A 20,020-nucleotide genomic window follows, 5' to 3' on the forward strand; every position below is an offset into this window, starting at 1 on the left:
CTTACCAAGGAGGTTGATCGTCATGGCTAAACAAATGCCCGAGATGGAAGAGTACAAGTACGGGTTCCGCGACGAGCACAAGGCGATATTCCAATCGGGCAAAGGCCTGACTCCCGAGATCGTCCGTACGATCTCGGAGATGAAGGGCGAGCCGGAATGGATGCTGAATTTCCGCTTGAAGTCGCTTGAGCAATTCAATAAGATGCCGCTGCCGCGTTGGGGCGGGGATCTCGATGAGCTGGACTTCAACGATATCCAGTACTACGTCAAGCCTTCCGAGAAGCAAGGCAAGACGTGGGAAGAAGTGCCGGAAGAGATCAAGGCCACGTTCGACAAGCTGGGCATTCCGGAAGCGGAGCAGAAGTTCCTGGCCGGCGTATCCGCGCAGTACGAGTCGGAGGTCGTCTACCACAACATGCAGGAAGACCTCGAGAAGCAAGGCGTCATCTTCATGGACACCGACTCTGCGCTCAGAGAGCATCCAGAGCTGTTCAAGGAATACTTCGGCACGGTCGTTCCGCCTGCGGACAACAAGTTCGCTGCGCTGAACAGCGCCGTCTGGTCCGGCGGCAGCTTCATCTACGTCCCGAAGGGCGTCAAATGCGAAATTCCGCTGCAAGCGTACTTCCGCATTAACTCCGAGAACATGGGCCAGTTCGAGCGCACGCTCATCATTGCCGATGAAGGCAGCTTCGTGCACTACGTCGAGGGCTGCACGGCGCCGATCTACAGCACGAACTCGCTGCACAGCGCCGTCGTCGAGATTATCGTGAAGAAGGACGCTCGCGTCCGCTACACGACGATCCAGAACTGGGCGCCGAACATCTATAACCTCGTCACGAAGCGCGCCGTCGCGGAAGAGAATGCGACGATGGAGTGGGTCGACGGCAACATCGGCTCCAAGCTGACGATGAAGTATCCGGCGGTTATTCTGAAAGGCCGCGGCGCGAAGGGTATGGTGCTCTCCATCGCCGTCGCCGGCAAAGGCCAGCATCAGGATGCTGGCGCGAAGATGCTTCATCTGGCGCCGGACACCACGTCGACGATCGTGTCGAAGTCGATCTCCAAGCACGGGGGCAAGGTTACCTACCGCGGCCTCGCTTCCTTCGGCCGCAACGCCGAAGGCGCGAAAGCGAACATCAAGTGCGACACGCTTATCCTCGACAATCAGTCGACGAGCGATACGATCCCGTACAACGAGATCATGAACGATAACATTACGCTGGAGCATGAGGCGACCGTCTCCAAGGTGTCAGAGGATCAGCTGTTCTATCTGATGAGCCGCGGAATGTCGGAAGCCGAAGCGACGCAGATGATCGTCATGGGCTTCATCGAGCCGTTCACGAAGGAGCTGCCGATGGAGTACGCGGTCGAGATGAACCGTCTCATCAAGTTCGAGATGGAAGGAAGCATAGGGTAAGCCCTTATTTCAAGGGCTCTCCCAGTTTTGAAAACCTCTCTTGCCCACAACTTGCCCACGGACTAAATGTACTTTGAGTACAGGTCGAGAGCGTCGTCCTCGATCTTCCGTGTAACATGTAGATACGTGTCCGCTGTGATTTTGACACTCGTGTGTCCAAGTCGCTCGGACACGTATTTTATATTTGCGCCGGCTTCGAGCAGGTGAACGGCGTGTGTATGCCTTAGAGCGTGAGGAGATAGGACAGGCAACCCTTCGCGTTTGCATACCTCTTTGAAATATTCACGAACAACATTAGTTCGCAGCCAGCGACCGTCATGCTGGTGAAACATCAGCCCGGTCTTCGACGCCTGGTAATTCTCATAACGGAGAATTACCTCTTTTTGATTTAACTTGTGCTTTTTGAGTACCTTGACTGTATGCTCGTCCAGTTTAATTGTCCGGCCACTCGTCTTTGTCTTAGGAGTGGAAATGTATGGTTGCGAGTTGAGCGGATAGACGAGCGTCTTGTTGATGGTCAGCATATTACCGTCAAGATCGTCCCAGCGGAGAGCCAACGCTTCGCCGATCCGAAGTCCGGTACGAGCGATTAGGGTGAAAAATGCATGATATTGCCGCGAGTGTTGATACTTGGCGTTTTTCTGCGGGACGAGCAACGCTTGCAGGAATTTGTTGAGCTGATCTACGGTGAAACATTTGACAGTCTCAGATTTGTCTACTTGCTTCGGTACTTTGATGCGCTTGATCGGATTTTCGCGGAGGATTTGGAACTCGTGGATGGCATCGTTGATTGCGCTGTTGAATATGCTATGGATTCGACGGACTGTCCCTTCGCTGTAATGTTCACGGAGTTCATTTATCCATTTCTGATATTCCGTGCGGGATAAGTCCTTGAGTCTATATTTGCCCCAGCGCGGGATGATGTTTAGCCGGGCATTACGCTCCTGAAGAGTATACGTGATCGGTTTAACGTTTGGCTTCTTATATACCTCTAACCACGAATCAAAGTATTTCTCGACAGTCTCATCTCCGTTCTCGGCGAAACCGAATTGGTTGATTTTCAGTTCCTCGTCAGCCGCCGCGAGCTGCGCCTCTTTCTTAGTACGAAACCCGCCCTTCGTTTTTTCCTTGTACTTCCCTGATTGCCGGTCGGGATATCTGATTCTGTACTCCCATGAATCGCCACGTTTGCGGAATGATGCCACGACTTACACCTCCACGACAATTTTCTTTAAGCGACCTATGATCTTTGCTTCAGCGGGTGGGCAGAATATCGGCGGGTAGTTTGGGTTTTCGGACTGGAGGATTAATGTTTCACCGTTGCGATAAACTCTCTTAAGATATGCTTCGTCCCCGATCAACACAGCCGCGATTTCTCCGTTCTCCACTTCGCCCTGCTTGCGGATCAGTAACAAGTCCCCTTCGAATATCCGCGCTCCCGTCATGCTGTCCCCTTTCGCTCTCAAATAAAAGTGATCTCCTCCGTGTAGCCACTCCTTCGGCGTAGATTCGTAACCCTCGATTTCCTCATAAGCGATTGATCCATTGCCGCAACTGATCCGGCCGACGACCGGAAGATTGATCATTTCTTTAAATGTGGAATAAGGCACGCCTCTTTCAATCAGCAGCTCGTGCTGTGGCACGTTGAACAAAACTGATATCTTCTGGAGTGCGCCTGCTCGCGGCATTTTGTTACCCTTCTCCCAATCGGATACGATTGAGCTGGATACTCCAAGCGCGTCGGCCACGTCCTTCTGCTCCATTTTCTTTTCGACTCTAAGTCTTTTAAAGTTAGCTGAAAAAATAGCCTTAACATCGGTTTCCGTCATTATGGTTTCCCTCCTAGATGCTATTATATCGTTTTTAGTGGACATGTAAACACATTTGCAAAATTTAAATCCTCAAAAAGCGAATTACTCGTTGACAATCCACTTTTAGCGAATTATCATGGGGATACATCAAACGACAGGGGGTGACACAGTACGATGATCGTTGCAGAACTCCCCATTGATCGCTACGACACACTTCGATCTGTCCGGGTGAAACTTGGGATGTCCCAGCAGGAAGCTGCGGAACAGATCGGCATTGCGGAGGGGACACTCCGTTCGTGGGAAAGGGATTCCTCAAAAATCGGTTTCGACTACATCCAGAAGATTGAACGCGTTTACGGAGTCGAGCATCGGTTTATTTTTTTCGGCAAGGAATCCACTTTTAGCGAATTGATGAGGAAGAAGAATACCGCCTGACGCTTGTCGGGCGGTAGGGAGGAGAATGAGACATGCCGGAAATTATCACAGCCCAGCATATTGCGGATTATCTCCAAATCAGCCGCAAGCGCGTTTATGAACTATTCCAACTCAAACCTGAAAGAGGCGGTATTCCGAATTATGCAATTGGCAAGACGCGTCGGGTGAAGCGCACCGACTTTGAAGCGTGGTTGGAAAAGCAAAAGGCCAGCTGATCTTGATGGACAAGCCTAGCGGAAGGAGGTGACCAAGAACAGTGACCCAATCCACTAACCGCCACACCAAGCGCAACGACATCGCCAGCAAAGCTCTCGCCCATGCCTACAACGAAGTCATGCTCGCGGCCAGCTGCCTGTTGCTCAACGGAGACAGCCGCCACAGCGAGTTGATGGCAATCGCCGATCGGCTCAGCGAGATTGAGGATTCCTTGGAAGGAGGTGAACAGGAACATGTTGACTGACATTATCGCCGCGCCGGTCCAGCAGCCTGCTGGCATGATCGTCGCTCTTGAGGGCGAAGCGGTCACCAAGTACAGCCGGCGATTATTCCGCGAGACGCTGCTTGTGCCATACACTGAGCCGGTGCTGCGCCGCTACGAGCGCAAGCTGCCGCTGAAGCTCGCCGGCGCCGAGCACATGATCGCCGTTCCGACGGACCATGCCTGACCTCGCATGGGGCATCTTGATCGGCGCGCCGTGCTGGATCTTGATCGGCATGGTCATCATGTCGGTGATCCAGACAGCTCGGCAACTGGCCAAGCCCGACGAGGACAGTCGGCAACTGGCCGATCCGGAGCACCGGCACATCGATGAGCGAGTATAGCGGCGAAGGCCGCGAGAGGAGGTGAGAAGCGATATGGGGGAAGCAAGACGCCGTAAGCTGGCCGGCAACACCGCGCCGGACAAGCAGTGGCACGCCGACAAGGCAGCTCGAAAGCACACCAAGAAGGTTATGCGCGAGATGAATGCCGTGGCTAATCTCGACCCGCTGACGACGGCAGCCGGTCTGATGCTGAAATGAAAAACGACCTGATCTCGGGGTAGGAGCCGAGTCAGGCCGCGCACGAAATGACTTATCACCGCAATTGTATCATCGCTAACACATTATGTAAATCTGGAGGGTTTCATTCACATGCCTGTACTCATTCAAATTAACGGCGAAACCGCCGACGAAGCAATCCGCGAATTGTCCACCCTGGCATCCGGCATCACCGGACAAGCCGGTACGACGGCACCCGCAGCGGCCGAAGCGCCGAAACAGCCCCGTACCCGCAAGACCGAATCGGTGAAGGAAACTCCGGCCGCTGCTGCGGAACCGGAAGAAGATCCGAAGAACGCAGAGCCGGAACAGGAAGACGAGTCGACCGGTGGCGCAGAACCGGATGAGGATTCCGGCAGTGACGAGCCGATCCCGACCGACGTCGATCTGCGCGCCGTAGCGTCCGCAGTTGGAGTGAAGGGAGCCGACGCCAAGAAAGCGATCAAGGCGCTGCTGGACAAGTATGGCGTGCCGAACATTACGGCCGTGCCGCAGGACAAGCGGATCGCGTTCAAGGCAGAGCTGGAGGCGATCTAATGACGGCGGTCGCTGTGAAGGGACAAGCCCGCGACCTCGAAGCCGACCTCGCGATCTGCGAGGCGGCGACGCCGGGGCCGTGGAACAAAGAAGGGTCAGAGGTATGGCGAAGAGGAACGGGATATACCGACTCTGAAGATGGGCACAAGTGGATATGCGACGCATTTAAAGCAGAAAATGCCCAGTTAATCGCTGCCGCCCGCGAAGGCTGGCCGTACGCCATCCGCCGTGCGATGGAAGCCGAAGCGGAAGTCGACCGGCTCCGGAACGAGCTGCAGATGGCGTACGAACGGATCTCTTATCTAAGGGGGCTATACGATTGACCCAAGCACACGCTGAGCGTGCTCACGCCCTGCTGGGCGCGTCCAAGGCATCCCAGTGGATCAACTGCCCGCCGAGCGCCCGACTGCAGGAGCACATGCCGGACAAACGGAGCGAGTACGCCGATGAGGGGACGCTGGCGCATGAGCTGGCCGAGATCAAGCTGCGGCGCCGGCTGACGCCTTGCAACTCCAAGGAGCGCAAGCGGCTCGAGGACGCGCTGAAGAAGGTTCAGGCCGACCCGCGGTACGGCCCGGAGATGGAAAACGCGGTCCAGGAATACTGCGATCGGGTGGAGGAACGCTTCATGGCCGCCAAGGCCCGCAGCTCCGACGCCGTCATCATCTTCGAGGACTGGTTGGATTTCTCGGAATGGACAGCCCCTGGGCAGGGCGGGATCGGCGATGTCAGTATCATCTCCGATGGCATTCTCGATGTGATCGACCTTAAATACGGCAAGGGAGTTCCGGTCTCCGCGATCGGCAACCCGCAGATCCGGCTGTATGGCCTCGGCGCTTGGGCCAATTACAACTACCTGTACGACATTCGTGAGCTGCACATGACCATCGACCAGCCTCGGCTCGATAGCGTGACAACGGAAGTTATGTCAGTGGACGAGCTGCTTACCTGGGCAGAGACAGTCGTCCGTCCGGCCGCTGCGCTGGCCTACGAAGGCAAGGGTGAGCACAAGCCAGGAGATCACTGCCGGTGGTGCAAGGTCAAGGCGACCTGCCGCGCCCGCGCTGACGCCAATATGGCGATGCTCGCCTACGAGTTCCGCGACCCTGCGCTGATGACGCTGGATGAGATCGGCCCGATACTCTCGATCGCGGAGCAGCTGGCCGCGTGGGCGAAAGACGTTGCCGATTACGCATTCGAAGCAGCCAAGTCCGGCAAGCGGATCCCGGGCTGGAAGTTGGTAAGAGGAAGAAGCAATCGGACGATCACGGATAAGGACGCGGCGCGCTCAGCACTGGCCGCCGCCGATCTGGAGCAAGACAAATACCTAAAGCCGCAGGATCTACTCGGAATCGGCGATCTGGAGAAGAAGATCGGCAAAAAGGAATTGGCCGCGCTGATTGGCGGGTTAATTGTTAAGCCGGAAGGAAAACCAGTTCTCGTCGTTGAGACAGACCCGAGGCCGGAACTGAACAGCGTTGACGCGGATTTTGCCGGTGAAGACTTCGACCCGGAGTAGTGAAGATAGTCCCTCTCACCAAAGGCAAGTACGCCATCGTGGATGCCGAGGACTTTGAGCGGATTACAAAGTTAAGTTGGTTCTTCGACCGTGGGTACGCTCGACGCCGGTATCAACGAGTCGGAGTGCAACATTGCATGCACATGCACCGAGAGGTTCTGAATGCGCCGGATGGATTTGAGGTCGATCACATCAACGGCAATACGCTTGATAACAGAAAATCAAATCTGAGAATCGTCACGCATCAGCGAAATATGCACAACGTGTCGTCCCACGGAGACTCTTCTTCACAATATCGAGGGGTTTTCTGGAATAAGCAAAAGCTTAAATGGACCGCCCAGATATGCCTAGACGGGAAGCGCAGACATATCGGCCATTTTGTAAACGAATTAGATGCTGCCAGGGCGTACAACCAGGAAGCGATTAGGCTATTCGGGCAATACGCTCGGCTAAACCAACTTTAAAGGAGAACTGATCAATATGGCAATCGACAATCAAGCAACTAAAGTTATCACCGGAACGGTACGTCTCTCTTACTGCCACATCTTCGAGCCGCAAGCTATCGACGGCGGCGATGAGAAGTACAGCACGGCCATCCTGATCCCGAAGTCCGATAAGGAGACGTTGCGTAAGATCAAGGCGGCAGTTGAAGCGGCCAAGGAGCTCGGCAAGAGCAAGTGGGGCGGTAAGATCCCGGCCAACTGCAAGACGCCGCTGCGTGACGGCGACGAGGAGCGTCCGGACGACGAAGCGTACGCTGGCCATTACTTCCTCAACGCAACCAGCAAGAACAAGCCGGGGATCGCGAAGCCGATCGGCAAAGACGCGAACGGCAAGACGAAGTTCGCCGAGATCACCGACACGACGGAAGTCTACTCCGGCTGCTACGCCAAGGTATCGCTGAACTTCTATCCGTTCGATGCGAAGGGTAACCGCGGCGTCGCTGCCGGTCTGAACAACGTGGTCAAGGTGCAGGACGGCGACTTCCTCGGCGGCCGCTCGAGCGTAAACGACGACTTCGCGGGCGAAGACTTCGACGATGTCGTCGGAGACGAAGACGACTGGATGAACTAAGCAGGGCAGAAGGGGATTCGACAGCGGGTCCCCTTTCTCTATCAACAATTTGGAGGATCTACCTATGACAAGACACGATCAAGCCCGCCGGGATGCGCTTGTTAAGACGCTCGTCAAAGCCAAGGAACAGGCGGAGACGGCAGCGCTGTACCTAACCGCTAACGACCGCGATCCGGAGGATATCATGACGACGGCCGTTGTTATCGAGCATATCGACATTGCGCTAGAGCAGCTCGGCGCGCTAGTACCGCAATGACCACTCTCCGAATTGACGTCGAGACGTTCAGCTCGATTGACCTAAAGACGTGCGGCATGCACCGATACATCGAATCACCGGACTTCGAGATCCTGCTGTTCGCCTACGCTTACGACGACGAGCCGGTTCGAGTGATCGACCTCACGGCGTTCGAGGACCTGCCGGAGCGCGTGCTGTACGATCTGACGGACCCGCTGGTCATAAAGACGGCGTTCAACGCGGCGTTCGAACGCGGGACGATCCGGCGACACTTCGGCATCGTATGTGATCCGCACCAGTGGCGCTGCACGGCTGTTCACGCGCTCACGCTGGGCCTGCCCGGCTATCTGGAAGGCGTGGCCGAGGTGTTGAAGCTGGACGCGCAGAAGGACGCACGCGGCAAGGCGCTGATCAAGTATTTCTCCGTTCCCTGCAAGCCGACTAAGGCCAACGGCGGCCGGACGCGGAACTATCCGCACCACGACCCGGAGAAGTGGGAGCAGTACAAGGCCTACAACGTGCAAGACGTCGTCGTAGAGCGGGAGATTGCTCGGGCGTTAGAGCGCTTCCCGGTGCCGGCGCATGAGTGGCGGCTGTGGGCTCTGGACCAGCGAATCAATGACCGCGGCGTCCGGCTCGACCCGGTGCTGGCCGCTCAGGCGATCGCCTGCGACGAGCAGTACGAGGCCCGGCTGGTAGCTGAGGCGCGGGAGATCACCGGGCTGGACAACCCGAACAGTCTGCCGCAGCTTAAAGGCTGGCTCGCGGAGCGCGGGTTGGAGACTCCGGACGGACTCAGTAAAGAGTACATGCCAGCTCTCCTCGATGCGGCGCCGGACGACGATACGCGGCGGGTGCTGGAGATCCGGCGTGAGATGGGCAAGACGAGCGTGGACAAGTTCAACGCCATGCAGCGGTCCATCTGTTCCGATGATCGGGCGCGAGGGCTGCTGCAGTTTTGCGGCGCGAACCGGACATGGCGCTGGGCCGGGCGGCTGATTCAAGTACAGAACCTTCCGCAGAACAAGATCAAAGACTTGGAGCTAGCACGTGAGACGCTACGGAGCGGCGACTTCGACATGCTGGAGATGATGTACGGCGCGCCGCCGTTCGTCCTCTCTCAACTCATCCGGACCGCGTTCGTTCCGTCACCCGGCTGCCGGTTCATCGTCTCGGACTTCTCGGCGATCGAGGCGCGCGTCATCGCGTGGCTGGCTGACGAGCAGTGGGTTCTGGACGTTTTCAATGACCACGGCAATATCTACGAGGCGACAGCGTCCAGCATGTTTGGTGTTCCGCTTGAGACGATCGTGAAGGGACACAAGAATTACGAGCTCCGGGCGCGCGGTAAGGTCGCGGTGCTCGCCTGCGGTTACCAGGGAGGTCCAAACGCGATGGAGGCCATGGACACGAAGAAGGAGATCGACCCGTCGGAGTATCCGCGACTGGTCCAGCAATGGCGCGAGGCTAACCCGAACATTAAGAGACTTTGGTATAGAGCCGAAGATGCTGCCGTTACAGCGGTGCGCGAAAAGACGACCGTCAAGCTGGCGCACGGCGTCCGTTACCGCTATGAGGCGGGCATGTTGTTCGCCGATCTGCCGAGTGGACGCAGCCTCTGCTACGTTAACCCGAGCGTCAAGGTCGAGAAGATTCGTCCGAAGGATCCGGACAAGGAGCCATTCGAGAAGGAGTGCCTCAGCTTCTGGGGCATGGACCAGGTCAAGAAGAAGTGGGAGAAGCAGCGGACGTATGGCGGCCGGCTGGTGGAGAACCTCGTCCAGGCGATCGCGCGGGACTGCCTGGCGGAAAGCATGACGCGCTTGGACAACGCAGGCTTCGACATCGTAATGCACGTCCACGACGAGGTGGTTATCGACCATCCGATAGACTCAACGACAGTCGATATGGTGACGGAGATCATGGGCCGGCCGATCGACTGGGCGCCAGGACTGCCACTCAAAGCGGCGGGGTTCGAGTGCGACTTCTATCAGAAGGATTAGGAGGGTACTTATGGCCAGAAATAAATTAGGCGATTTGCAAAATCACCTGTTCGAGCAACTTGAACGGCTTAATGACGAGAACCTGACGGGAGAACAGCTTGAAACAGAGTTGAAACGAGCTAAGGCGGTCTCGTCGGTCGCTTCGCAGATCATCGCTAACGGGCATCTGGTTCTAAAGGCGGTTCAGCTCAAAGACAATGCTATAAGCGCCGATGTTCAAGTTCCGAAGATGCTAGAGGCAGGTGATGATTAATGGCTGGTCTTGCACCAGAAGTGAAAGATTTCATTCGCGCCAACCATCTAGGAACGCCATTCCCGGAACTGGTCAGACTTGTTCAAGATCGCTTTGGTGAATCATCAGCATACAATCAGATCCGCGCCTTCGTACACAACAACAAATTATGGAATGGGTTGGATACAAGAATTAAGCCAGGGAACGTACCATTCAACAAGGGAAAGCCAAGAACGTGGGCTGGAGGTGAAGAGACGCGCTTCAAAAAAGGGCATCGCCCCAAGAATTACATGCCCGTGGGTTCCGAAAGGATCAACACAGATGGCTATATCGATGTGAAGATCGCTGACCCGAATAAATGGACACAGGTACATTTGCTAATTTGGGAAGCAGTCAACGGACCGATCCCGAAAGGGCATGTCGTAATCTTCGCGGATGCAAACAAATTTAACGTGCATCCAGATAACCTCGTTCTTGTATCGCGCAGCCAACTCGCACGACTTAATCAGAATCATCTTATTAAAGGTTCAGCGGAGTTGACGAAAGTTGGTATCGTAATCGCAGACCTTAAGCAAAAAATCAGCGATAGAAGGGTAAAGGGTAAAAAAGGGCCTATGCCGGAGTGAACATTCTATCAAATTATCGGAGGGCTAATAGATGAGCAAATGCGTGATCTGCGGTTGCACTCAAGGTGATCAAGACGTTTGGCCGGATCTGGTCAAGTTCAATGCCGATATGTGTACCGCGTGCTATAGCGAAATCATTCGAAATGCCATTAAGGAGAAAGGCGGTGCAGGAAAAGATGACCAAATCTGAAATCCTCAGCAAGTTCGGCAAGCTGTTCGCAGCTGCCGGCGGAACGGCCGGCATTCTGCAAGGCATCCACTACGCGGCAGACGGCTCCGCCGTTGTGACAAATCGCCATTATCTTCTTCGCATACAAGGCGCCCACAGCTTCAGCCATCCTATTACGTTACACGCAAAGACAGGGCAGCCGCTCGAAGGCACTTATCCAGATACAAGCAAGATCTTCCCAACGAGCTGCGCGAGCGAGATTCGAATCCCGCGTAAATCCCTAGCTGACGCCTTACTCGCTGCCCAATGCGTTGAGGCCGTTGCGACTAGACTTAACAAACGTGTTCCATTAGCTCGGCTAGTAGTCGACGGAGGATCAGCGTATCTAGATATCGAGTGCGAGCTTCCTTTCCCTATCGGTGTATCAACCAGGATCTCGAAAGAGGCGCCTAATAGCGATTCCCGGCGGTCGCTCAACGCCGGATACATGGCGACGGCGCTGGCGGTGTTCACCGCGGCTGAGACTGACGTAACGATCAAGATGAATAAGCCAATCGAGCCGATCGTCATCTCAAATGACAGCGGTATCGATGTGCTGATCCTTCCTTACCGGGTTCCGGAACAGGGAGAAAGCGCATGAGGGTGCAGCGGTTAACGGACAAGCAGATCCTGCAATTCGTCTGCCGGAATGTGGGCTTCAGCGTAACCTGGCGATGGAGAGATGATGGACTCCGCGCGCAGTGCGAGCGGCTGGCCCGCTGGGGATGGATCAAACGGGTTTATTCTCGCGGACGGGACGATTACGAGATTACGGATAAAGGTAGAGAGCAACTGGCGGCTCTGAGGTTAGACGGCAGTAAATCGGGGTGACGACATGGATCACGAGCTTGATATATCGTTCGGCAAGCACCGCGCCGACACGAACTGGAAACCTGAATACCTGACATGGGACGAGTTCGCCGAGCGGCTGCGGAAGGTCCGGCGGACGGCGGAGACGATGGCGCAGTACGACGCCATGTCTGTCCCGAATAAGGGGAAGGCCAAGGACGGCCCGGCATTCGTCGGCGGGCTCGTCCGCGGCGGCCGGCGGAAGAAGGAGAACGTCGACACGCGCAGCCTGATCACGCTCGACGCCGACTTCGCGGACAACGACTTCCTCTTCACCGTCGAGCTCGTCCTCGGCGGCACGGCGTACGCTGTCTACTCGACACACAGCCATAGACCGGCGCGGCCGAAGTACCGGCTTATCGTCCCCGCGGATCGCGCCATGAGCCCGGACGAGTATGCGGCAACAGCGCGGAAGCTCGCCGAGCAGATCGGTCTGCACTACTTCGACCGAACCACGTTCGACGTCCATCGGCTGATGTATCTGCCGAGCTGCTCGAAGGACGCGGAGCCGGTGCTGGAGATCGCCGAGGGCGCACCGCTGTCCGTCGACGATGTGCTGGAGGTGTACGAGGACTGGCGGGACGTATCCGCCTGGCCGCGGCATCCGGAGGAAGCGAAGGTCATCGCGGCCGCCGGCAAGCGCGCGCAGGATCCGCGGGAGAAGCAGGGCACGATTGGCTTGTTCTGCCGGGCGTTCACGATCGAGGAGGGAATCGATACGTTCCTCTCCGGCATCTACGTCACCGGCACAATGCCGAACCGCTACACATACGTCGCTGGCTCGTCGGCCAACGGGCTCGAGATTTACCCGGATCAGGAGCTCGCGTTCTCGCACCAGGACAGCGACCCGGTCGCCGACGGCCGAACGTACAACCTGTTCGACCTCGTGCGGGTTCACAAGTTCGGCCATCTGGACGACAACGTCAAGGAGCACACGCCGGATGCCAAGAAGCCGAGTCACATGGCGATGGAGCACTTCGCCGCGGCGCGGCCGGAGGTCAAGCGTCTCGCGCTGGCGGAGCGGCAGGCGGACTTTGCAGAGATGGCGGATGAGTTCGACGACGATACGGTGGAGGAAGAGGCGGACGACGACGGCTGGGAGGAGAAGCTGGACCTCCATCATAAGACTGGACTCCCGCTGCCGACGGCGAGCAATGTCGAGATCATCCTGACGCACGGGTCGTGGCGCGGTGTACTGGCCTATGACGCGTTCGGGAATACGGAAGTCGTCCGCAGGGCGCTGCCATGGCGAGAGCCGGAGCGCCCGGGACGGTTATATGAGCCGTGGCTGGCCGCCGATGACAAACGTTTGCAGCACTGGTTCAGCAAGGTCCATTCGATCAATTCGGCAAAGACGATCCAGAACGCATTCACAGAGGTCGTCCATGCCAACACGTTTCATCCTATTAAGGCGTACGTCGAGAGCACATCGTGGGATGGCGTGCCGCGCGCGGAGCGGTTGTTCCCGGTCTACCTCGGCGCTGCCGACACCCATTACGTCCGGCAGGTGACGCGGAAGATGCTGCTCGCGGCCGTGACACGGCTGTATCGCCCGGGGTGCAAGTTCGACCAGATGCTGGTTCTGGTGGGACCGCAGGGCGCCGGTAAGAGCTCGCTTCTCGCGAAGCTGGGCCGCGAGTGGTTCAGTGATTCGCTACGGACGTTCGAGAACAAGGAAGCTGGCGAGCATCTGCAGAGCGGCTGGATCTTCGAGATCGGCGAGCTGTCGGCCATGAAGCGAACGGAAGTCGAAGAGGTCAAGGCGTTCTTGTCCAAGACAGAGGACCGTTATCGGGTGGCCTATGATCGGCAGGTGTCGGAGTTCCCGCGGAAATGCGTGTTCTTCGGAACGACCAATACGCGGGACTTCCTTCGAGACGCTACCGGCAATCGGCGGTTTTGGCCGGTGGAAGTGGTGCCGGAGCGCGCGGAGAGGTCGCACTGGGACGATCTCGGCGATGATGAGGTCCGGCAGATCTGGGCGGAGGTATTGCAGTGGTTCAAGGCGGGGGAATCCTTGGAGCTGGACAGCGAGTCCCGCATGGAGGCGGAGCGGCAGCAAGCGGCACATATGGAGAGCGATCCGCGGGAGGGGCTTATTCAAGAGTGGCTGGAGTCCGAGGAGCTAGACGAGATGGATAGGCCGACCGGACAAGCCCGCCAACGCGTGTGTGCGGCTCAGATATGGGTGGAGTGTCTCGGCCGGAAGAAGGGTGAAATGAAGGCGTGGGAAGCAAAGGAGATTTGCGATATGGTCCGCCGCATTCCTGGTTGGAAAGAGCGAAAAGGCCGTGTTCGATTTTCCGGTTACGGCTTGCAAACCGCGTTCGAACGGGCCGAATGATGTATCAGTAAGCCGTATCAGCGCACTGATCTTTACTGATACACTGATACACCTTCTGTATCAGCAATATCAGAGAGATAACAGTAAAAACAGAATTACTGATACGGCTTCGTCCCAATAAAATCAAGGCTTCCGCCGTTTTGTATCAGTTGTAACAGTAAATTCCCCTATTTTAGTAAAAAGGTAAATTAACTATATATAGCGACCACGGATATATAGTTAAACGCGAAAATACGCAGTACGCGCGAATGAGTGTTACTGCTGATCGGAGGTCAACATGCGAGAGTCAGCACTGGAACGAAAGGCGCGGCTGGCGGTGGAGAGCATCGGCGGAGAAATGCCGAAGTGGGTGTCGCCGGGGAACCGCGGCGTACCTGATCGAATCGTCATTCTACCTCGTGGGCGGACTGTGTTCGTCGAGATGAAGGCACCAGGCGAGCCTCTTGAGCCGCTGCAAAGGAAGTGGCGAAAAACACTTCTAGGACTGGGGCACCGTCACTACAAAATCGACTCGGTAGAGGATATTGAAAGGTTCATTGCAGAGGTGAGCGACGGATGAAATATAATCCGCACCGATACCAGGAGTATGCAACGGCTCGCATCCTGGACACGCCTTTCATCGCCTTGCTTCTCGAAATGGGTCTTGGCAAAACAGTCTCCACGCTGACGGCGATCGATCTGCTGCTGAACGACTACTACGAGGCCGGCCGCGTGTTGGTTATAGCCCCATTGCGGGTCGCAGACGACACCTGGGCACGTGAGACAGCCAAGTGGGATCATCTCCGGCATTTGCGGATCGCGAAGGTTCTGGGGAGCGCGGAGCAGCGGCGCCGGGCGCTTCGGTCAGATGCCGACATCTGGGTGATCAACCGTGAGAATGTCGAGTGGCTAGTTGGCGAGTACGGCAGCAAGTGGCCTTTCGATACGGTTGTCATCGATGAGTCCAGTAGCTTCAAAAATCCGCAGGCGAAACGGTTCAAGGCTCTCCGGCGCGTCCGGCCGTTTATCAAGCGCTTGGTAGAGCTGACCGGCACGCCGGCGCCGAACAGCCTGATGGACCTCTGGCCGCAGATTTACCTGTTGGACCAGGGTGAGCGGCTGGGCAAGACGATCACCGGATTCCGCGATCGCTACTTCACGCCAGGCGCCAGAAGCGGCCACGTCGTCTATGACTGGAAGCAGAAGCAGGAGGCGGAGCAGCGGATCTACGAGGCGATCGGCGATGTCGTTGTCTCGATGAAGGCGGCGGACTGGCTGCAGCTTCCGGAGCGAATCGACCGAACGGTGCCGGTCAAGATGTCGGAGTCGGCAGCGGTGCTGTACAAGAAGCTGGAGCGAGACCTATTGCTGGAATACGTTGACGCCGACGTTGTCGCCCAGACGGCCGCGGTGCTATCGAACAAGCTGTTGCAGATGGCATCCGGCGCCGTGTACGACGAGGAGAGAGGCGTTAAGGAGATCCACGATGCCAAGTTGGACGCGCTGGAGGACATCATCGAGGCGGCGCAGGGCAAGCCCGTCATGGTGTTCTACAACTTCCAGCATAGCCTGAGCCGGATCAAGGCGCGGTTCCCGCAAGCCCAGACGTTGCGGAAAGGACGCGACGGAAACGAGGATATTCGCGCCTGGAACAACGACGAGATCCCGCTGTTGCTGCTGCATCCGAAGAGTGCCGGTCACGGCCTGAACCTTCAGGAGTCGAGCTGCCAGACGGTCGTCTGGTACGACCAGATCTGGAGCCTGGAGGAGGATCAGCAGGCGAACGCCCGTGTCCACCGGCAAGGGCAGACCCGGCGAATAGTCGTCATGCGGCTGGTGGCCGAAGGGACGATGGACGAAGAGGCTGTCGCCGCGCTGGAACGCAAGGCCGCCGGGCAGGAAGAGCTGATGCAGGCGGTCAAAGCTAGGATCGAGAGGGTGAGAGGGTCATGAGCTGGCCAGCTAGCAAGTACAGTCACATAACACCGGACAAGCTGCGAGAGTTGCGGAGCAGCGGCAAGACGATCGATGAGATCGCCCAGCATTTCAACGCACCGCAAGGCACGATCGGCTGGATGCTGCGAAAGTATGGTATCGTCGAAGGCCTCGGGAAGGGCAAGTACAAACGAAAGCCGAAGGCTATGCACTCGACGCCGACCGGCCGGGAGCCGGGAACCGAGCCGATGCGTGTCGAGATCACGCCGGAGCAGGAGGCGACGATTCGGGCGCTATACCGTAAGGTGCCGCGGCGGGAGATAGCGAAGCAGCTGGGCATCGGCAAAGTGTTGTTGAATCAGATGATCTTACAACTGGGGGTGGGCAAGTGATCGAAGCCTACAAGGACTTATTGCTTGAGATTGACATACTGACAGCCTTGCATGCGGATCTCGTTCGACAGCTTGAGCAACAGCACCGCGTTGTGTGGACCGGCATGGCACCGTCCGCGCCGATGCCTGTGCATGTGCCGCTGGACAAGTCCATGAGCCAGTACAACAACCTGATCGAGCGGCTGACTGCGATCGAGGGAGAGCTGAAGATCAAGCGAGACCTGCGCGCGGAGATCGATAACAAGCTGGAGCAGATGGATGGCCTGAATCATACGATCGCCTATAAGCGATTCGTAGAGGGGAAGAGCCTGAAGGAGATCGCGGTCGAGACAGGGTACGCGTACAGCACGATTCGGAAGAAGAGCATGGCAGGAACAAAGTCGGAACACACGTATTGACTTAAGCATGTTATGCTTGGATCGTGCAGCAATGGGCAACTGGCAATCCACTACGTGGGTTTGGCGGTTGCCCATTTTGCTAGCCAGCCCATTCGGGCATTAAAGGGATCGGGGTTAGCCCGGTCGAGATGTCATGCGGAACTAGGGTCGTTCCGTGCATGACGCAAATAAGCCATCGTCCTAAGCGGCTGGACGGTGGCTTTTTCATTCGCTTATTCTCATTTTTCGGCCGCGTCGCGAGGTGGCGGGAACAGAGCCGTCATCTTCCTCCTGTCGCGCATGGGCGATGCGACGCGGTCCCATACAAATCATGATGCGGTGGCGGAATAGGTAGACGCTTATAACACTAAGGCAGACGGCGGTGGTTAATCCACCGTGGTGCGGATGCTGCCATGCAGGGTGCAAGTCCTTGCCCACATCGCCATTAAATGCAAAACACCGCCGGATGCTTTCCGAGCGGTGCCTCTTTATTTTAACGCACATGGAAGTGATTGGCAATGGGGTTCTACAAGACACGCAAGTGGATCAACAAGCGAGAGAAGGTTCTGAGGCGTGACGAATACATGTGCCGAGAGTGCAGGCGATACGGCAAGACGTCAGCGGCCACGACCGTTCACCACATCAACCAACTGCGAGATCATCCGGAGTTGGCGCTGGCGGAGTGGAACCTGATTAGCCTATGCGGACGATGCCACGACAAGATGCACGACCGCACGACGGACGCACTGACCGCGTTGGGGCAGGCGTGGGTCGAGAGGATGCGGCCGACGCTCGAAATACTTTAGTGCAGTGAAGTGCGACAGCACCCCCCACCCTTCGCTTTAGTCAAATAAAGCGTTAGGGACCGGCGAGTGGCCCCCTTTCCAATAGCGCGAATCTCCAAAAACTTTTTTTCGGGAGGTGATGAGGCATGGCGAAGGCGCCATCGAAGGAGACAATCAAGCGAGCGACGATCGCGGATATGAAGGCGATCGGCACCCACAAACCGCAGTACAATCGGCTTATCGACATATACGCGGAACTGGTTCACCAGTATTCGAGACTGACCATTGAGTTTGAAGAGAGTGGCTATCAATACGAGGTAGCGACCGATCAAGGCGGTGCAAAAAAGAGCCCGATTCTTGCATCTCTGGAGACGCTGCGGAAGGACATTTTGGCATACTCCGACCGGCTATGCCTCAATCCGAAGTCACTGGAGACGGTGACGATCGAAGCCGGGAAGAAGTCGAAGCTGGCTGACGCTTTGTCTAGGCTTGAATGACGACGAATCACAAAAGCATGGACGCGGTGCTCGAGTATGCCCGCAGCATCGCCGAGGGGCGCAAGATCGCAAGTCGGGAGCTTGTCCAGGCGTGCCAGAGGTTTCTTACCGACCTGGACAACCCCAAGTATGACTTTGACCCGAAAGACGCCGAGTTCGTCATCGGGATCATCGAGAAGACATTCGTTCACGACCAAGGCGAGATGCTCGACGGGACACCGTTGCGCGGAACGCCTTTTTTGTTGGAGCCGTGGCAGAAGTTCATCGTCTACAACCTTCTCGGTTTTTACCTGAAGGGGACGAATCTGCGGAGATACAAAGAGGCGTTCATCTACATCCCACGGAAAAACGGGAAGACGCGATTCGTCGCCGCGATCTCGTGGGCGCTGTCGTTGTTGAATCGCCGGTCCGGCTCGAAGATATACATCGTTGGCGCCGCGCTCGAGCAATCGCTGCAGAGCTTCCGGTTCATCCTGTTTAACCTCGATCAGCTCGGCGAGAAAGAGAACTTCCGCGTACTGGACAACAACCAGGAGCACAGCATCAGTGGCGACCTCGGGGACGGCTCGATCTACATCAAGGCGCTCGCGGCAAACCCGGATTCGCAGGACTCGCTGAACTGTAACATCGGCATCGCGGATGAGATCCACGCCTACAAGACGCCGAAGCAATACAACATCATCAAAGAGGCAATGAAGGCGTACAGCAACAAACTCATGATCGGCATCACGACCGCCGGCGACAATATGACGTCGTTTTGTTACCAGCGGCTCCAATATTGCAAGAAGATTCTCGACGGAACAGTAACGGACGAGGCGTACTTCGTGTTCATCTGCAAAGCCGACGAGGACGAGAATGGCGAAGTCGAATACACTGATCCGGTTCAGCACGAGAAAGCCAACCCGAACTACGGCGTGACGATCCGGCCGGAGGACATCCTGAACGACGCGCTTCAGGCGCAGAATGATCCCCAGCAGCGGAAAGACTTCTTCGCCAAGTCACTCAACGTCTACACGGCGGCGATGCGAGCGTACTTCAACCTCGACGAGTTCAAGCGGTCGGACAAGAAGTACAAGTGGACGCTCGCGGATCTCGCGAAGCTGCCGATCGACTGGTACGGTGGCGCAGACTTGTCGAAGCTGCACGACCTGACGGCGGCAGCGCTCTATGGTCACTATGAAGGCGTGGACATCGCGATCACGCATGCGTGGTTTCCGATCGTCGCCGCGACGGCCAAGGCCGAGGAAGACAACATCCCGCTATTTGGCTGGAAAGATGACGGCTGGCTAGATATGTGTAATACGCCGATCGTCAATCATGCCGACATCGTGAACTGGTTCAAGAAGATGAAGGCGCTCGGATTTAAGATAAAGCAAGTTGGATTCGACCGGAAGTTCGGCCGCGAATTCTTCCTCGGCATGAAGAAGGCTGGCTTCAAGATCGTGGATCAGCCGCAGTATTTCTACAAGAAGTCGGAGGGCTTCCGGCGTATCGAAGCTAAGGCGAAGGAAGGGAAGTTCTACTACCTCCACAGCCAAGCGTTCGAGTACTGCGTCCAGAACGTCCGGGCGATCGAGAAGACGGACGACATGATCCAATATGAGAAGGTCACGCCGGAGCAGCGCATCGACTTGTTCGACGCATCCGTATTCGGTGCCGTTCGCATGCTCGAAAACATGGAAACAACATCCGCTGCCGAGCAGTGGCTTAAGGGAGGTTGATCT

The 20,020-nt window shown here is 56.7% G+C and carries 29 protein-coding genes; 27 read left to right on the forward strand and 2 right to left on the reverse strand.

Annotated features, from left to right (window positions below; translation table 11 throughout):
- Window positions 1-22: 22 nt before the first annotated feature.
- Window positions 23-1,420, forward strand: coding sequence for a Fe-S cluster assembly protein SufB (sufB, locus tag H4Q31_RS09135; protein ID WP_185178765.1), 1,398 nt, complete (start codon window positions 23-25; stop codon window positions 1,418-1,420).
- Between the two features lie 62 nt (window positions 1,421-1,482).
- On the opposite strand, the gene H4Q31_RS09140 is transcribed toward sufB, so the two are convergent.
- Both H4Q31_RS09140 and H4Q31_RS09145 read right to left on the reverse strand, forming a co-directional pair.
- Entirely contained in the window at window positions 1,483-2,625 is a 1,143-nt protein-coding gene (locus tag H4Q31_RS09140; protein WP_185178766.1) for a site-specific integrase, read from the reverse strand.
- Between the two features lie 3 nt (window positions 2,626-2,628).
- Window positions 2,629-3,249, reverse strand: coding sequence for a LexA family protein (locus tag H4Q31_RS09145; RefSeq protein ID WP_185178767.1), 621 nt, complete (start codon window positions 3,247-3,249; stop codon window positions 2,629-2,631).
- 156 nt (window positions 3,250-3,405) lie between these two features.
- Between H4Q31_RS09145 and H4Q31_RS09150 the strand changes: the two genes are divergently transcribed.
- The 26 genes from H4Q31_RS09150 (at window position 3,406) to H4Q31_RS09275 (ending at window position 20,017) form a co-directional block, all read left to right on the forward strand.
- A complete protein-coding gene (locus H4Q31_RS09150; protein WP_185178768.1) occupies window positions 3,406-3,666 on the forward strand; it encodes a helix-turn-helix domain-containing protein in 261 nt (86 codons plus the stop codon).
- Window positions 3,667-3,698: 32 nt separating this feature from the next.
- Window positions 3,699-3,881: a helix-turn-helix domain-containing protein gene (locus H4Q31_RS09155; RefSeq protein ID WP_185178769.1), complete on the forward strand. Its 183-nt coding sequence runs from the start codon at window positions 3,699-3,701 to the stop codon at window positions 3,879-3,881.
- Between the two features lie 41 nt (window positions 3,882-3,922).
- Window positions 3,923-4,126: a hypothetical protein gene (locus H4Q31_RS09160; protein WP_185178770.1), complete on the forward strand. Its 204-nt coding sequence runs from the start codon at window positions 3,923-3,925 to the stop codon at window positions 4,124-4,126.
- Window positions 4,116-4,331, forward strand: coding sequence for a hypothetical protein (locus H4Q31_RS09165; RefSeq protein WP_185178771.1), 216 nt, complete (start codon window positions 4,116-4,118; stop codon window positions 4,329-4,331). The genes H4Q31_RS09160 and H4Q31_RS09165 overlap by 11 nt, the downstream gene beginning before the upstream one ends.
- Window positions 4,324-4,488, forward strand: a complete 165-nt coding sequence (locus H4Q31_RS09170) for a hypothetical protein (protein ID WP_185178772.1) — start codon at window positions 4,324-4,326, stop codon at window positions 4,486-4,488. The genes H4Q31_RS09165 and H4Q31_RS09170 overlap by 8 nt, the downstream gene beginning before the upstream one ends.
- Window positions 4,489-4,521: 33 nt before the next feature.
- Window positions 4,522-4,686 (forward strand): hypothetical protein, encoded by a 165-nt coding sequence (locus H4Q31_RS09175; RefSeq protein WP_185178773.1) that lies wholly within the window; start codon window positions 4,522-4,524, stop codon window positions 4,684-4,686.
- Window positions 4,687-4,797: 111 nt separating this feature from the next.
- Window positions 4,798-5,241, forward strand: coding sequence for a hypothetical protein (locus H4Q31_RS09180; RefSeq protein ID WP_185178774.1), 444 nt, complete (start codon window positions 4,798-4,800; stop codon window positions 5,239-5,241).
- Entirely contained in the window at window positions 5,241-5,564 is a 324-nt protein-coding gene (locus H4Q31_RS09185; protein ID WP_185178775.1) for a hypothetical protein, read from the forward strand. Before H4Q31_RS09180 ends, H4Q31_RS09185 begins: the two co-directional genes overlap by 1 nt.
- Window positions 5,561-6,760 carry a DUF2800 domain-containing protein gene (locus H4Q31_RS09190; RefSeq protein WP_185178776.1) on the forward strand — a complete coding sequence of 400 codons (1,200 nt, stop codon included), beginning with the start codon at window positions 5,561-5,563 and terminating at the stop codon, window positions 6,758-6,760. The genes H4Q31_RS09185 and H4Q31_RS09190 overlap by 4 nt, the downstream gene beginning before the upstream one ends.
- 143 nt (window positions 6,761-6,903) lie before the next feature.
- Window positions 6,904-7,224, forward strand: coding sequence for an HNH endonuclease (locus H4Q31_RS21965; RefSeq protein ID WP_376698232.1), 321 nt, complete (start codon window positions 6,904-6,906; stop codon window positions 7,222-7,224).
- Window positions 7,225-7,240: 16 nt separating this feature from the next.
- Entirely contained in the window at window positions 7,241-7,834 is a 594-nt protein-coding gene (locus tag H4Q31_RS09200) for a DUF2815 family protein (RefSeq protein ID WP_185178778.1), read from the forward strand.
- Between the two features lie 64 nt (window positions 7,835-7,898).
- The gene (locus H4Q31_RS09205) at window positions 7,899-8,090 is read left to right on the forward strand and encodes a hypothetical protein (RefSeq protein ID WP_185178779.1); all 192 of its coding nucleotides are present in this window, start codon (window positions 7,899-7,901) and stop codon (window positions 8,088-8,090) included.
- Window positions 8,087-10,072 carry a DNA polymerase gene (locus tag H4Q31_RS09210; RefSeq protein WP_185178780.1) on the forward strand — a complete coding sequence of 662 codons (1,986 nt, stop codon included), beginning with the start codon at window positions 8,087-8,089 and terminating at the stop codon, window positions 10,070-10,072. The genes H4Q31_RS09205 and H4Q31_RS09210 overlap by 4 nt, the downstream gene beginning before the upstream one ends.
- A 10-nt stretch (window positions 10,073-10,082) precedes the next feature.
- The gene (locus tag H4Q31_RS09215) at window positions 10,083-10,325 is read left to right on the forward strand and encodes a hypothetical protein (protein ID WP_185178781.1); all 243 of its coding nucleotides are present in this window, start codon (window positions 10,083-10,085) and stop codon (window positions 10,323-10,325) included.
- Window positions 10,325-10,930 (forward strand): HNH endonuclease signature motif containing protein, encoded by a 606-nt coding sequence (locus H4Q31_RS09220; protein WP_185178782.1) that lies wholly within the window; start codon window positions 10,325-10,327, stop codon window positions 10,928-10,930. Before H4Q31_RS09215 ends, H4Q31_RS09220 begins: the two co-directional genes overlap by 1 nt.
- Window positions 10,931-10,961: 31 nt before the next feature.
- A complete protein-coding gene (locus H4Q31_RS09225; RefSeq protein ID WP_185178783.1) occupies window positions 10,962-11,120 on the forward strand; it encodes a hypothetical protein in 159 nt (52 codons plus the stop codon).
- On the forward strand, window positions 11,095-11,739 hold the full coding sequence (locus tag H4Q31_RS09230) for a beta clamp domain-containing protein (protein ID WP_185178784.1): 645 nt from the start codon (window positions 11,095-11,097) through the stop codon (window positions 11,737-11,739). The genes H4Q31_RS09225 and H4Q31_RS09230 overlap by 26 nt, the downstream gene beginning before the upstream one ends.
- Complete coding sequence (locus H4Q31_RS09235) at window positions 11,736-11,969, forward strand: hypothetical protein (protein WP_185178785.1); 234 nt, start codon at window positions 11,736-11,738, stop codon at window positions 11,967-11,969. Before H4Q31_RS09230 ends, H4Q31_RS09235 begins: the two co-directional genes overlap by 4 nt.
- 4 nt (window positions 11,970-11,973) lie before the next feature.
- Window positions 11,974-14,331 carry a virulence-associated E family protein gene (locus H4Q31_RS09240; protein ID WP_185178786.1) on the forward strand — a complete coding sequence of 786 codons (2,358 nt, stop codon included), beginning with the start codon at window positions 11,974-11,976 and terminating at the stop codon, window positions 14,329-14,331.
- A gap of 277 nt (window positions 14,332-14,608) precedes the next feature.
- The gene (locus H4Q31_RS09245) at window positions 14,609-14,890 is read left to right on the forward strand and encodes a VRR-NUC domain-containing protein (protein ID WP_185178787.1); all 282 of its coding nucleotides are present in this window, start codon (window positions 14,609-14,611) and stop codon (window positions 14,888-14,890) included.
- Entirely contained in the window at window positions 14,887-16,263 is a 1,377-nt protein-coding gene (locus H4Q31_RS09250) for a DEAD/DEAH box helicase family protein (protein ID WP_185178788.1), read from the forward strand. The genes H4Q31_RS09245 and H4Q31_RS09250 overlap by 4 nt, the downstream gene beginning before the upstream one ends.
- Complete coding sequence (locus tag H4Q31_RS09255; protein WP_185178789.1) at window positions 16,260-16,637, forward strand: hypothetical protein; 378 nt, start codon at window positions 16,260-16,262, stop codon at window positions 16,635-16,637. The genes H4Q31_RS09250 and H4Q31_RS09255 overlap by 4 nt, the downstream gene beginning before the upstream one ends.
- Entirely contained in the window at window positions 16,634-17,035 is a 402-nt protein-coding gene (locus tag H4Q31_RS09260; protein WP_185178790.1) for a hypothetical protein, read from the forward strand. Before H4Q31_RS09255 ends, H4Q31_RS09260 begins: the two co-directional genes overlap by 4 nt.
- A 497-nt stretch (window positions 17,036-17,532) precedes the next feature.
- Window positions 17,533-17,820, forward strand: a complete 288-nt coding sequence (locus H4Q31_RS09265; protein ID WP_185178791.1) for an HNH endonuclease — start codon at window positions 17,533-17,535, stop codon at window positions 17,818-17,820.
- Window positions 17,821-17,945: 125 nt separating this feature from the next.
- Complete coding sequence (locus H4Q31_RS09270) at window positions 17,946-18,296, forward strand: P27 family phage terminase small subunit (RefSeq protein WP_185178792.1); 351 nt, start codon at window positions 17,946-17,948, stop codon at window positions 18,294-18,296.
- 17 nt (window positions 18,297-18,313) lie between these two features.
- Window positions 18,314-20,017, forward strand: a complete 1,704-nt coding sequence (locus tag H4Q31_RS09275; protein ID WP_376698230.1) for a terminase large subunit — start codon at window positions 18,314-18,316, stop codon at window positions 20,015-20,017.
- Window positions 20,018-20,020: the final 3 nt, after the last annotated feature.

The sequence above is a fragment of the Cohnella lubricantis genome, from assembly GCF_014212015.1.
Lineage (GTDB): Bacteria > Bacillota > Bacilli > Paenibacillales > Paenibacillaceae > Cohnella > Cohnella lubricantis.